The 13,338-nt window shown below is 34.2% G+C and carries 15 protein-coding genes and 1 tRNA gene; 9 read left to right on the plus strand and 7 right to left on the minus strand.

The features are described 5' to 3' along the window. Positions 1-57 precede the first annotated feature (57 nt). The gene (locus IR022_RS09690; RefSeq protein WP_194203552.1) at positions 58-858 is read right to left on the minus strand and encodes a metal-dependent hydrolase; all 801 of its coding nucleotides are present in this window, start codon (positions 856-858) and stop codon (positions 58-60) included. A 192-nt stretch (positions 859-1,050) separates the two neighbouring features. On the opposite strand from IR022_RS09690, the gene IR022_RS09695 reads away from it, so the two are divergent. From IR022_RS09695 to IR022_RS09710, 4 genes are all read left to right on the plus strand, one after another. Beyond that, complete coding sequence (locus tag IR022_RS09695) at positions 1,051-1,956, plus strand: ABC transporter ATP-binding protein (RefSeq protein WP_194203553.1); 906 nt, start codon at positions 1,051-1,053, stop codon at positions 1,954-1,956. Next, complete coding sequence (locus tag IR022_RS09700; RefSeq protein WP_050710468.1) at positions 1,953-3,239, plus strand: ABC transporter permease; 1,287 nt, start codon at positions 1,953-1,955, stop codon at positions 3,237-3,239. Before IR022_RS09695 ends, IR022_RS09700 begins: the two co-directional genes overlap by 4 nt. Before the next feature lie 204 nt (positions 3,240-3,443). Further along, on the plus strand, positions 3,444-4,337 hold the full coding sequence (locus IR022_RS09705) for a bile acid:sodium symporter family protein (RefSeq protein WP_242053189.1): 894 nt from the start codon (positions 3,444-3,446) through the stop codon (positions 4,335-4,337). 169 nt (positions 4,338-4,506) lie between these two features. Beyond that, positions 4,507-5,556: a hypothetical protein gene (locus tag IR022_RS09710; RefSeq protein WP_194203554.1), complete on the plus strand. Its 1,050-nt coding sequence runs from the start codon at positions 4,507-4,509 to the stop codon at positions 5,554-5,556. A 93-nt stretch (positions 5,557-5,649) separates the two neighbouring features. Here IR022_RS09710 and purN read toward each other — a convergent pair whose 3' ends face one another. After that, on the minus strand, positions 5,650-6,228 hold the full coding sequence (gene purN / locus IR022_RS09715) for a phosphoribosylglycinamide formyltransferase (protein ID WP_194203555.1): 579 nt from the start codon (positions 6,226-6,228) through the stop codon (positions 5,650-5,652). Between the two features lie 156 nt (positions 6,229-6,384). On the opposite strand from purN, the gene IR022_RS09720 reads away from it, so the two are divergent. The 5 genes from IR022_RS09720 (at position 6,385) to IR022_RS09740 (ending at position 9,970) form a co-directional block, all read left to right on the plus strand. Then, the gene (locus IR022_RS09720) at positions 6,385-6,621 is read left to right on the plus strand and encodes an acyl carrier protein (protein ID WP_050710464.1); all 237 of its coding nucleotides are present in this window, start codon (positions 6,385-6,387) and stop codon (positions 6,619-6,621) included. Between the two features lie 19 nt (positions 6,622-6,640). Then, positions 6,641-7,903, plus strand: a complete 1,263-nt coding sequence (gene fabF / locus IR022_RS09725; RefSeq protein WP_050710463.1) for a beta-ketoacyl-ACP synthase II — start codon at positions 6,641-6,643, stop codon at positions 7,901-7,903. A gap of 10 nt (positions 7,904-7,913) precedes the next feature. Beyond that, positions 7,914-8,768 carry a ribonuclease III gene (gene rnc / locus IR022_RS09730; RefSeq protein WP_194203556.1) on the plus strand — a complete coding sequence of 285 codons (855 nt, stop codon included), beginning with the start codon at positions 7,914-7,916 and terminating at the stop codon, positions 8,766-8,768. 136 nt (positions 8,769-8,904) lie between these two features. After that, positions 8,905-9,309: a DUF1398 domain-containing protein gene (locus IR022_RS09735; protein ID WP_050710461.1), complete on the plus strand. Its 405-nt coding sequence runs from the start codon at positions 8,905-8,907 to the stop codon at positions 9,307-9,309. Between the two features lie 112 nt (positions 9,310-9,421). Further along, positions 9,422-9,970: a hypothetical protein gene (locus IR022_RS09740; RefSeq protein ID WP_050710460.1), complete on the plus strand. Its 549-nt coding sequence runs from the start codon at positions 9,422-9,424 to the stop codon at positions 9,968-9,970. Between the two features lie 127 nt (positions 9,971-10,097). Here the strand turns inward: IR022_RS09740 and IR022_RS09745 are convergent. The 5 genes from IR022_RS09745 to IR022_RS09760 form a co-directional block, all read right to left on the minus strand. Beyond that, positions 10,098-10,169, minus strand: a tRNA-Phe gene (locus tag IR022_RS09745). 213 nt (positions 10,170-10,382) lie between these two features. Next, positions 10,383-10,682 carry a hypothetical protein gene (locus IR022_RS09750; RefSeq protein WP_194203557.1) on the minus strand — a complete coding sequence of 100 codons (300 nt, stop codon included), beginning with the start codon at positions 10,680-10,682 and terminating at the stop codon, positions 10,383-10,385. A gap of 273 nt (positions 10,683-10,955) precedes the next feature. Continuing rightward, positions 10,956-12,209, minus strand: coding sequence for a hypothetical protein (locus IR022_RS09755; protein WP_242053191.1), 1,254 nt, complete (start codon positions 12,207-12,209; stop codon positions 10,956-10,958). A gap of 114 nt (positions 12,210-12,323) precedes the next feature. Next, a complete protein-coding gene (locus IR022_RS19990) occupies positions 12,324-12,776 on the minus strand; it encodes a hypothetical protein (RefSeq protein WP_242053196.1) in 453 nt (150 codons plus the stop codon). A 58-nt stretch (positions 12,777-12,834) separates the two neighbouring features. After that, positions 12,835-13,335 (minus strand): hypothetical protein, encoded by a 501-nt coding sequence (locus IR022_RS09760; RefSeq protein WP_194203558.1) that lies wholly within the window; start codon positions 13,333-13,335, stop codon positions 12,835-12,837. Positions 13,336-13,338: the final 3 nt, after the last annotated feature.

Raw genomic sequence — 13,338 nt, forward strand, 5'->3', positions numbered from 1 at the left:
AACAATTTTGTTAACAATACAAATATAGGAGAGATTTTATGAAATACAAACATTTACTTAAAAATTAATCTTTAAACGTTTATCAAACTTATCCATATAGTAGTATATCCTATCACCCAAAATACGTTTTTGCTCCAACTTGGAATTCTGCTCCATTTGAGTATAATTAGAGCGATTCCCGGCATAAGAATAATTATAGTGACGAGTATTAATTTGCACCAATATCAAGCTTAAGGTAATAGTCGCAATAGATATAGTGCATACTCTAGATCTAATTCTAACATATTTTGAAATTGCAGGCAGTAATAAATTTAAAATGACACAAAAAAGGATCAATAAGAAAATATCATAATTATTCCACCACCAAATCTTTCCATATCCTCCAACGTAATTATCCGAAGGCCAAAATAAAGATATTCCACCCCACACCGATGAAGGAGTGGGTAAATCGCCGGCGAGATGTGCCCAGTAACCTAAAACAAATGCAATAAAAAAGACAGAGGATGCCTTGAAATAAGCAAGTAAAGGAATCGTTTTATACTTCCTCATTACTATATAAATCAACAGAAGGAATAATACAGCAACCAATAAACTTCCAATCAATGAGTGAAAAAATGCATGATGCGAATACCAAAATTTACTGCCATAAATAACACGAGCTGAATGCTCTAAATTAAATAAAGAGCCTAAAGTCCGATCAAACCCAGACCACATACTTATTGCATCAATATCGGGAAATGTACCCCCAACTGCTCCTGCTAAAACAGTCTTAGCTTTACGAGATGAGCTCATCTGGTTATAATTGGCTACAACTGTACCTATTGCGGCACCAGAAAGAGCATGGGTAAGAATATCCATAAATGATATTTAAATATTTAGAATAAAAAAAATCTGACACCTTAAATACAAATTTATACTTTATAATCTAGAATAATAAATTAAATTCGTGTCCTAACAGGTTTTAAAGTTATAATCAGACAAAAATACTGCACCTGTGATTTTTCGGTTCAATGAGCTACTAACAATTAAGCAACAACACCTAAATAAAATATGATATACCTCGAAGTCAGAAATATTATAAAGCAATATGCAGGTCATAGGGCTCTTAATGATGTGAGTATAAAAGTTCCTCAAGGGAAAATTTACGGATTACTTGGCCCCAATGGAGCAGGCAAAACTACATTGATACGAATTATAAATAGAATTACAGCTCCTGATAGTGGCGAAGTATTTCTAAACGGTCATCTATCCGCTCAATCCGACATTTACAATATTGGCTATTTGCCGGAAGAAAGAGGTCTTTACAAAAAAATGAAAGTGAAGGAGCATGCATTATTCTTGGCTGAACTAAAAGGTCTAAAAAAACAAGAAGCCAACCGAAGGATAGATGAATGGTTCGAAAAATTCGATATTACCTCGTGGAAAGACAAGAAGATAGAAGAACTGTCCAAAGGTATGCAACAAAAGATACAATTCATAACAACTGTTATCCACGATCCTCACTTATTAATTCTCGATGAGCCATTTAGTGGATTTGATCCGGTTAATGCTGAGCTTTTGAAAAAAGAAATTCTTGAATTAAAATCAAAAGGAAAAACAATTATTCTTTCAACCCATAACATGGAATCGGTTGAGGAACTTTGCGATGAAATCACTCTGATTAATAAATCTCAGGTTGTATTACAAGGCAATGTAAAAGAGATACGTAATAAGTATAAAAAGCACATTTTCACCGTAATTGTAAATGGCAGTGATTTTGACTTATCTTCCGATTTATTTTCGTTGGAATCGAAAGAATCACATACTGAAACGACTAAAGTAAAAATCAAAAAGCTGGGAGGCTCTTCAAATTCACAGATTCTAAGAGAAATAACCGACAAATACGAAGTAGTCTCTTTTGAAGAAGAGTTGCCCTCTATGAACGAAATATTCATCCAAACAGTCACAAACCTATGAATGCATTAAGCCTCATTATAAAACGAGAATACCTATCACGAATAAAGAAAAAATCATTTGTGATACTTACCTTATTAATGCCCATCCTTATGGCTGCGTTAATAATTGTACCCTTATTATTATCCAATATTCAAGATTCGGAGATTAAGCGAATCTCTGTTATTGATAATACAGGAAAATACGCCTCTCATCTGAAATCGTCAGAACATTATTCATTCGAGATAGTAGGTGAGGAACAAAACGATCAATTAAAATCAAAAGTAGGAAAAGATATCTTCGGAATATTACAAATAACAGGAGACTTATCGGAAAGCCCCACAGCAGCCACATTTGTATCAGAAAAACAAATTCCTCTCGATCTACAAGGCTACATAAACAACACTCTTTCGGAAGTTGTAAAATCTGATAAAATAAATAGATTGGCACAAGAAGCCGATATTGACACAAAAATCATAGTCGATATCAGACAAGTTATTGAAACCTCGGGCAACATAAAAGTTACAACCAAAAGATGGAGCGATGATGGCTCTGAGAAAGAAACTTCATCTGCTATTGCCGCAGGAATAGGAGGAGTCTTCACATTCATCATGTATATGTTTATACTTATGTATGGCACTATGGTAATGCAAGGTGTAGTAGAAGAGAAAAGCAATCGCATTGTGGAAGTGATGATTTCATCGGTAAAACCATTCGATTTAATGATGGGAAAGATTATAGGGATCGGCTTAACAGGTATTACACAGCTATTCATCTGGTTTGGTATATTCGCTATTATCTTGGGTGCGAAAAGCACACTCTTCGCAGAAGCTGACATGGCAGGATTATCATCACAGATAGCAAGCATCGAGATGTTATTCTCTATTAACTGGGCAGAAATTATTATATATTTTCTACTGCTATTCATCGGTGGATACCTTATTTATGCTTCACTCTTTGCTATGTTTGGAGCAGCGGTGGATAATGCACAAGATACTCAGCAATTTGTAATGCCTGTAACTTTAATATTCATATTCTCTTTTTATGTAGGCATATATAGCCTTCAGAATCCTGATGGACCTCTCGCCTTCTGGTGCTCGATGATTCCATTGACATCACCTATTGTAATGATGGTTCGCATTCCTTTCGAAATACCTCTTTGGGAGAAAATTCTCTCCATAGCTATATTATATACAAGCGTTTTCTTCACAGTAAAGTTTGCAGCAAAAATTTACAGAGTTGGTATTCTCATGTATGGAAAAAAGCCTAGTATAAAAGAACTCATCAAATGGTTTTCCTATAAATAAGGTATAAGAGTTTATCTTATTCTAAATTAGAGTTGCCCGACAATAATTGTTCGGGCAACTTTCTGTTTGAAAAGAATTTTTTAAATATATCTTTGCAACCAAATAAGACCCAGATCTATTTTGATGTTTTGCGAGCATTATGGTCATAAGTCTGTTGCAACACTAAAACATAGCGTTAAACATTTTCCGTTCTAAAGTAAAGTAATGAATATCAAAAAGATCAAATCGTACATGATGCCTGTATCCATGATTGGGGGAGCCTTATTTTATCCCTATCTGGCACAGCTGGCATTTATTACTCCATATCTGATCTTTTTTATGCTGCTCATCACCTACACTAATATCTCGCTACGAGCCGTTCGATTTACAATGCTTCACTTCTGGTTGTTAGTCATTCAATTAGTAGGCAGCATCGTTGCTTATGTTGCCATCAGAGGTATAGACCCTATTATTGCACAAAGTGTGATGATATGTATTTTGGCTCCCACAGCAACTTCCGCCGTTGTTATTACAGGAATGCTAGGCGGAAATACGGCTAGCTTAACAGCATTTAGCTTACTTAGTAATTTAACAGTTGCAGTAGTAGCACCTCTTATGTTTACAATTATAGGAGAGTACTCCGAGTTTTCATTTTGGGAAGAGCTACAAAGTATTACTCAACGAGTTTTTATTCTACTCTTACTTCCTTTTGTATTAGCTATTCTACTCGGAAGATTTCTCCCTAAAATTCAGAATAAGATAAGAACTTCTCAATCCTACTCATTCTATTTATGGAATCTTGCTCTCATGATAGTAACAGCACGCAGCATAGACTTTCTTCTCTTAGAGGGTAGTACTCATTTCTATACAGCACTAACAATCTTCGGACTCACCCTATTCATTTGTGCTATTCAATTTTATATAGGGCGACGATTGGGACGGCATTATAGTGATACTATTGCAGGAGGGCAAGGATTAGGACAAAAAAACACCATATTATCTATCTGGATGGCTCAGACTTATCTCAACCCGATTTCATCAATTGGACCAGGAGCATACATTTTGTGGCAAAACATAATCAATTCAACTCAAGTATGGCATAAACAGAGACGAAATTAGCACTGTTTCACAGAGTTAACAAAATTCTATTTTTTATCTCAAAGATTTGTGTTAATTTTGTGCGTTCCAAGATGGCTAAAACATATCGTTTTACCAAGCACACTTTACTTAAGGAGACCTTTAAAAGGATCAGAATGTGTTGCTATTTTTAACAGAAATAAAAAAGAAGATGAAACTCTCAATAACCCTTGTTCTGCTTGCCATAGCATCTTATGCTTTTGCACAAAGCAACAACTCGAATTCTCGCAGCACTAAAATTGACGAGAATGAGAAGAAGCGTCTCGAAAATCAGTTTAAAGCTCTCAATACTTTCTACATAGATGATGATGGACTAGTGGTTTATCAAAAACAAGAAAGCGGAGCACCCCAATCGCAGGAAGAAACTCCTGTGTCCACAACAACCAATGCTTCTCCGACTTCTAAAAATGTTAAATCTCAAGAAAGTGAAGAGAAACATTTAGTAAAAGAAGAGAACGAAAGACCTAGAAGCGTTCCAGTGGAAAGAACAATACAAAACTCTAATCATCAAGCAGCACCTGCAAGCGAAGTGCAATCTCCAGCAGCACACAGAGCACCAGTCTTATCAGGAGTTATAAAAAAAGAAGCTCTCAGACCAACAGAGGCTACTGTAAGTACAGCTAGAGTGAGTGAAGCAACGGAAACTAGATCTGTAAAAAATTCACCTATTGAATTTCAACAACGAGAGGAAGAGTTACCGCAACCGGAAACGAAAGTGGTAGCAACAAAAACAAAGGATACAACTCCAGCTAAATCAACCAATAAAAAATCATCCGTATTCGACAAAAAGAATAGAGCTAGTCAATACAGAACAATGGAAGAGGCAGCATTAGCAGTGGAGGCTCTATTGGAAGATCTCCGTAAAGAACAAGCACAAACAACAAGTGCAGGTTCTATGTCATCTCGTTTATCGGGAGGAGCCGGACGATCTACTTTAAGAAAGAAACCAACAACAAACCCATCCTATAATTCAAGCAATTCGTATAATTCCGCTCCTAATAAGAGTCAGACAATTGTTGAAGAGGAAGAGTCTCCATTTGGCGACGAACCGACTTATTATATAAATGGGAAAGAAGTTGACAGAATAGAAGTAAACCGATTAAGAAGAAAAGAAATTATCTCGAAAGAAGTACGCACAAGAAATACGGTATCAGGCAATCCTAACGGAGAAGTATGGTATGAGGTAAAATACGACAATTGAGATAATACAATAAGAATATATTATAAGAAATGGCGAGAAAGATAAACTTCTCGCCATTTCTTATGCTAGTAAATAAAGATATAATACCCTTTCTTATTTCTCAATTGTATCGCTTAAAACCTTATCTATGATTTGAGGGAAATGAAGATATTCTAATTGATGTACTTTTTCTGCAACATCTTCGTAAGTATCTGTAGGTAAAACATCACATTTTGCTTGATAGACTACATTACCCTCATCGTAATTCTCATTAATATAATGTATAGTTATACCAGACTCTAATTCTCCAGCAGCTACAACAGCTTTATGTACATTATCACCATACATTCCTTTTCCACCAAATTTAGGAAGCAATGCCGGATGAATATTTACTATTTTTTGAGGATATGCCTCTATTATATTTTGAGGAACTTTCAATAAAAAACCAGCTAAGACAATAAAATTTATCTCATGTTTCGCTAAACAATTTAGAACTTCATCGGTATTTTCGAAACTATTTTTAGAAAAAGTGACCGATTCTATTCCCACTTTTTCAGCCCGCTGATGTACATAAGCATCCTTCTTATTGGAGATAATAAGCTTTATTGAAACATCTTTTCTTTCCTTAAAATAATTGGTAATATTCTCAGCATTAGAGCCTGATCCGGAAGCGAAAATAGCGATATTGAACATAAACGGGTTTTATATAATTTTGCACACAAAAACAATAAATGTGCAGTTTTAACGAATTTTCTGGTCAAAATATTTGTTTCGTATTAATAAAATACGCTTACTTTGCATCGACAAAATTAGAAATAAAATTTAATTATTCATTAAAATCAAAAAGTTATGTCTGACGTAGCATCAAGAGTTAAAGCAATTATCGTTGATAAATTAGGTGTTGAAGAAACAGAAGTTACAAATGCTGCTAGTTTTACAAACGATCTAGGAGCTGACTCACTTGATACAGTAGAACTTATCATGGAATTTGAAAAAGAATTCGGTATTTCTATTCCAGATGATCAAGCTGAAAAAATTTCAACAGTAGGAGACGCAGTTTCTTATATTGAAGCTAACGCAAAATAAAAATTTCCACAAATAATTTATGGAATTAAAAAGAGTAGTAGTAACGGGTTTAGGTGCAATAACACCGTTGGGTAACGATGTGCAATCCACATGGGATAATGCAATCAACGGAGTTAGTGGAGCTGGGCCCATTACTCAATTTGATGCGTCGAAATTCAAGACACAGTTTGCCTGTGAAGTGAAAGAGTTTGACGTAGCGAAATATCTTGACAGAAAAGAAGCACGCAAGTGCGACAGATATACGCAGTTGGCTATAGCTGCATCAGAAGAAGCAATTGCCGATTCTGGAATTAAGTTCGAAACTGAAGATTGTGATAAGATAGGTGTAATTGTATCTGCTGGAATTGGAGGTATAAAAACGTTTGAAGAAGAAGTTGGATACTATTTCCAGAATAAGGAAATGGGCCCCAAATTCAATCCGTTTTTTATACCTAAAATGATTGCTGATATTGCATCAGGTCACATCTCAATGAGACATGGTCTTCGCGGACCTAACTTTGGAACAGTTTCTGCTTGTGCATCATCTACTCATAGTGCGATTAGCTCTTTTGACCTGATTCGTTTGGGCAAAGCTAGCGTAATGGTAGTTGGTGGAGCTGAAGCCTCTATTTGTGAATCTGCTATAGGTGGATTTAATGCAATGACTGCACTGTCGACAAGAAACGATTCCCCAGAAACAGCATCACGCCCGTTCAGTGCGTCTCGTGATGGCTTCGTGATGGGTGAAGGAGCAGCTTGTCTTATTTTTGAAGAGTTAGAACATGCATTAGCTCGTGGAGCTAAAATATATGCCGAAGTTGTTGGTGGTGGAATGTCTGCTGATGCATATCACTTGACATCATCTCACCCTGATGGACTTGGAGCAAAGATCGTTATGAGAGCAGCCCTTGAGGATGCAAACATGAAACCTGAAGAGATTGACTACGTAAATGTTCACGGAACATCTACACCCGTAGGAGACCCCTCAGAGATCAAAGCTATCAAAGAAGTATTCGGTGACTCTGCTTACAAATTGAATATCAGTTCAACTAAATCAATGACCGGACACCTCTTAGGAGCTGCCGGAGCAATGGAATCTTTGTTTTGCGTACTTTCTGTACAAAACGACATTGTTCCTCCAACAATCAACTTCACTGAAGGAGATGAGGATAGCGAAATTGATTATAAATTGAATCTTACATTCAACAAAGCTCAAAAAAGAGAAGTTAGAGCTGCCTTATCAAATACATTTGGTTTTGGTGGACACAATGCATGTGTAATCGTAAAGAAGTTTAATAAGTAAGTATAAATAAGTGCTTAAAAAACTATATCGAACTATAAGGCTTTTTCCTAAAAGAGGGAGAGAGCCTTATGTTTCGTTTTACAAGATACTAAATTTCTATCCGTACAATATAACATTGTATGAACAAGCTCTATTGCACAAATCCTCGTCAATCAAACTTAAAGACGGTAGATGGATTAACAATGAGCGTCTCGAGTTCTTAGGAGATGCAATCTTGGATGCGATAGTAGCAGACATTGTATTTAAGGAGTTCGAATACAAAAAAGAAGGGTTCCTTACCAATATGAGGTCGAAGATTGTACAACGCGAAACACTAAATAAACTAGCGCTTAATTTAGGACTTGATCGCCTTATAAAATCTTCTGCCAAAACAGGCAATCATAAAACCCATATGTATGGCAATGCTTTAGAAGCATTAATCGGTGCGATATATCTTGACCAAGGATACCGAATTGCCAAAAAATTTGTACACGAAAGACTCATCGTGGAGCACTTAAACATAGAAACAGTTGCTCAACAAGAAGTAAACTTCAAATCTCGACTCATCGAATGGAGTCAAAAAAATAAGATCCCCGTAGAATTCAGACTCATTGAATCGTTTACTGACGACAATAATAATCCAATATTTTATACTGCTGTTGACATCTACGATTTTAAATCGGGAACCGGAAGAGGTTATTCGAAAAAAGAATCACAACAAAGAGCTGCTGAGGAAGCTTTAGATAAAATAAATATGGATAAAGAATTCATAAAAGAAATACTCATTCTTAAAGAAAAAGAATCAGAGCTTCCTATACTAGAGGAAAGCCCTGAGCAACCCCCTTTGACAGAATACAACACAAACAACGAGACCAAAGAAGTCTAAACCTTATAATTTATTGCAAAGACTTATTTGCATATCTACAACTCAACAAACACGTCTTTAATCAACTAGAACAAAGCCTTCTAATGAATTGTTATAATTAAATATCCTATTAGTTATAAAATATAAATGTAAGATCATGTTCACACTTCATGAGATAGAAGAGATCCATTCAAGAGTAAAAAGCGGAGCAGATTTCCCCCATTACATTCAAGAATTGATAGAAGTGGGAGTTACCAGTTATAGTATTTATGTAAATGACGGACACACCGATTATCATGGAAAAGATAATTTCCATATTACATCCGATGCAAAGTACCCTACCCTACCAATTGCCGAAAAAGGCAATATTGAAAGACTAGAACATGCTTTATCAATACATCAGCAAGGTCAGACCGACTACACAACCTTTTGCAAGCATTCTGCTGAAGCCGGAGTTTACAAATGGACAGTTGATATCACCAATATGCTTTGCTCCTATTATGCCAAAAATGGCAACACAATGCTTGTTGAACAAATACCACTACCTCAAAAAAAGCATTGAGATAACATTTTCATTCTTTATATGAGAAGATAGTTATTTATATTGATAAGGTTGCTCTAAGATTAATATCTTTGCAAACTAACGATTTAAACGCACTAAAGAAACTTCTATTATGACAAAGTATATTCTTACAACATTTTTATTATTAGTTGGTCTACATTCTTTCTCTCAAGAAAATAATATAATTATTGATGCAGATAAGTTCTCAGAAGAGCAATTGAGCAACATCGCAAACATTGCATCGCCAGATGGATGGGTTTTATTAAAATACGAAGGAGAAAATCATTTAAGTAATTTTTCTAATAAAGATTACATCTTATATTTTTCAATCAAATGTACAGAACCTTCTCAAAAACCTCTATTCTTAATTGAGTATTCTAATAACTACAGGGATGGTGATTATGGAGGTATTGATTTTGTAAGTTCTAAAGATGACCACAGAGAAGTTATATTTTTGTTGGATGGTAAAGAATTTAAGAACCCATTTAAGAATCCTGATGAAATTCAATTTGAAGGCTTTATTGAAGCTTTAAAGAAAGCAACAGTACTCACGATCAACATCTATGATTATACTGCCAGCAATGAGCTAGAATTAAATCGCTCACTCGATTTCAAACTAGGAAATGGAGAACTTTTGGAATCTACTGTAAATTGTTATTAAATCTCTCTTCACAGTAACCTTTTGATTAAATTTAAAACAAATAGCAAATCTTACTAAAACACTATTTGTTCAAACAAAAAAAGAGTTACATTTTCATGTAACTCTTTAATCTTAAAACCTTTTAAAGTGGTGCCACCAAGAATCGAACTAGGGACACAAGGATTTTCAGTCCTTTGCTCTACCAACTGAGCTATGGCACTCATTGATAGCATAAATCATTAGTAATATAGAAGTTACAGTTTATATTTTCTCTACATCTATTCTTCTGACTTCTTTGGTTTAACGGATGGTTTAACTTTGTGATCTAATTCAAGAGTGATTAATATTAATTTAAATTACCTGTAAGCTTATAAATATCAACTACTTATTGAATGATATATTTAAAATAGTCTCTAACATTGGTTACTTTTTTTTATACTTCAAGCTTACCAACATATCTAAATGGAATTGATTCTGATTCATCTATATGAAAAACAAACGACTCTAATTCCTTCCTTCCATTGCCTATTGAAACAACAATTTTTTCTATAGAATCTTTATCTAAATCAATACAAGACATCTGGATGTAGTACCCATCATTGAGGTAACCATATTCATCAAAAAAATTGAATCTGGCATTGGGTAAAATTGAGAATATTAAGTTCTCTTTATGATTCCCTTTTAGAACTTCAATTCTTGTACCATTGGGATAGTCACGACCTAATCTTAGCATTATGGAATCATTGTATTTTGGTAAATAGATTTGAATTGATTTTTCATGCTCCAACTCCTTAGCTGAACTTAGAATATAATTATTAGAGTTCACTTCAAATAGGAGTTTAGTTTGCTTTTTCGATTCTGAACATGACCACAATATGAGAATTGGTATTAGTAATAGTAAAAATTTCAATTTATCATTCATTATACTTTAAATTTTAATATTGAAGGATATTATATGAAGGGGACTATAAAAGTATTATTTCTCAGAAAAAATCCCCCGTTTTTTTTACAACCTTGCTATTAATTGAAAAGCTGCATCTCCTTTTTGTTTAACTTCTATTGCTTCAAAATACTCACGAATTGTCTCTGCTGTTATTTTCCCTTTGGGTTTGATCTCAAATATTGAATAAATCCGACTCAATTCCTCTTTTATGAATTTGCGAGTATATTTTTTTCCTATAACAAATGAATTTGAAAGCAATTCCTGAAATCCTAAACCAGAAACTCCATCCTTATATTTTTTTAATATCATAGCTTCTCTTATTTTCGGTCTCGAATAATTAAGTTTTATAATTCCTTCCTTTCCAATAACTTCGTATGCTTCAACGTATAACTTGTTATATTTATAAAGTTCGTTTCTATATTCTTGTATCGTTTCAGAGTTATAATCTCCACTCTCCATTAAAAGGTCGAGTTGTCGAACTGTTTCTATATTTCTTTCTCTCAGACTTTTACTATCTCGCTCTCGTTGTAATCGCTCAAAGTCTCCTAAAGGAAAGGAAGCTGGCTGATAATTAATCTCAAATCGATTACTTGATTTATAAGCTTCTAGTAGAAATCGGGAATTGTTATAAAACCTCTTAACCATCTCTTCATCTATATAGTTATCTAATGCGAAATAGTTCTTTTTTCCGTTTTTATCTATATATTTTGAATAGGGTATTACAGCTAATGCAGCTTTATAAGCTTGTCTATAACTTAAATCAGAGGTTGTATTGTGTAATTCATTTATTTTATTGTATATAGATTCACTACAATCAAGATATAGTTGCAGCTCTTCCCTTGTTCGTACTGACAAATCGGACTTTAGGTTGGTAATATGAACAATATTTGTAACTCCATTTTCTTTTCTGAATCTCCCGATTATCTGAGGAGCTTCGGTATTAGGGTCAATCATCGAATGTTCTGCATAGTACAAATCGCTTATCATTACCAAGTCTATCGCTTCATCAAGTTCAATATCGAGTGCTGAATAAAAACGACTAGTAAAGAAGTTGTATTTCTTCATCTTCTTTTTATCCCAATGTTCATATGCTGATTTAAATCCTCGCTGATTTAATTTCTTAACACTCTTCTCGGAACAAAAAACGGTAGATTCGCTTGTTATTTCTAACTGCTTAATGATAGCTTCAATTGTATCTGTTGAATTTAAGAATATACAGATATCCCTTTCTTTGTCTTTAGAGCAACTGTTTTGGCAAAGCGTTTTTAAAACCGTCTTTCGTGCCTGCAATACATTATTTGTAGTAACGAGATACATTTGCTTTTTAAAATCAAATGTTGGTTCAATCTCTATTATCTGAAAGCCTTGTTCTTTGAATCTTGGGTCTTTTGGGTATATCGGTGTTGCAGAGACAAATGCTTTATTCTCAAATTAAAAAAAATCATCTATTGGTAAGGCTATATCCTGTCTGTAAAAAACATCTTGAACTATTTTCTGACACTCATCGAATAACAAGAAACATTCTTTGTAAATATTCATACCAAATTCGAGAAAAGCATCTTTGACTTTTCTTAAGCTCTCAGGAGTTGTCAATATTTTAAACTTATGCTTACCAACATTTTTCTCTAGATAATTTAAGACATCTTCTGCATATATTCCTTCATAAACCCCCAAAATATTTTCATGCTTTTTATCTTTCATCTTTCCGACTATAACTGGGACGTTGGGTTCTATTATTATAGAATGCCTACCGGACTTCAGTTCTCCGTATGTTGCACCTAATCCTGTTAGGGTTTTATTTAAAATAGTATTGGTGGGAATTTCTGGTAAAACATCTGTTAGATATTGACCTTTATTTATTTTTATAGGATCTGGTTTTATCATTATTTTATTTTTGTATGGTTAAAAAATTAATGGGGGAGCTTGTTGCTCCCCACTTTTATTAAATAAGGTTCTTTTCCAGAAGATAACCTTCAAACTCTTCGTTTCGCTCTAAGTTGTAATGGATTTGCCCTTTCTTATGATTTGTCATTGCTTTTAAATACTTGCTTCCTTTAAACGCGGATACTGTATTGACTCGGATTCCATTTTCAACTTCTGCTTTAAATAATTCTAAAGAGAAGTTTATTTCTGTTTTACTTTTCTCATAGTCTCCTTCTACAAAGTTTATTTCTGCTATAGTTCCTTTGCGGAGGTACTTATAAACAGTTTGCATAATTAAGTCGTAAGCTGGAACTGAGAATGTATCAGTTCTTTTTTGATGAATAGCTTCAATCCAAAAAGTAGGATAACCTTTTTTATCTGTGTAAGCCTTAATTATCAATCGAGCACCCTCTTCCATCACCTCTTGTAGCTTTTTACAAGATTCTTCATTTCTATTTACGGTAAATAATTCAGAAGCAGCTACAAAATTTAAGTTTAAAGAAAAATTATTTGTTGTCATATA

It is taken from the genome of Dysgonomonas sp. GY617 (genome assembly GCF_015233815.1).
Taxonomy (GTDB): domain Bacteria; phylum Bacteroidota; class Bacteroidia; order Bacteroidales; family Dysgonomonadaceae; genus Dysgonomonas_A.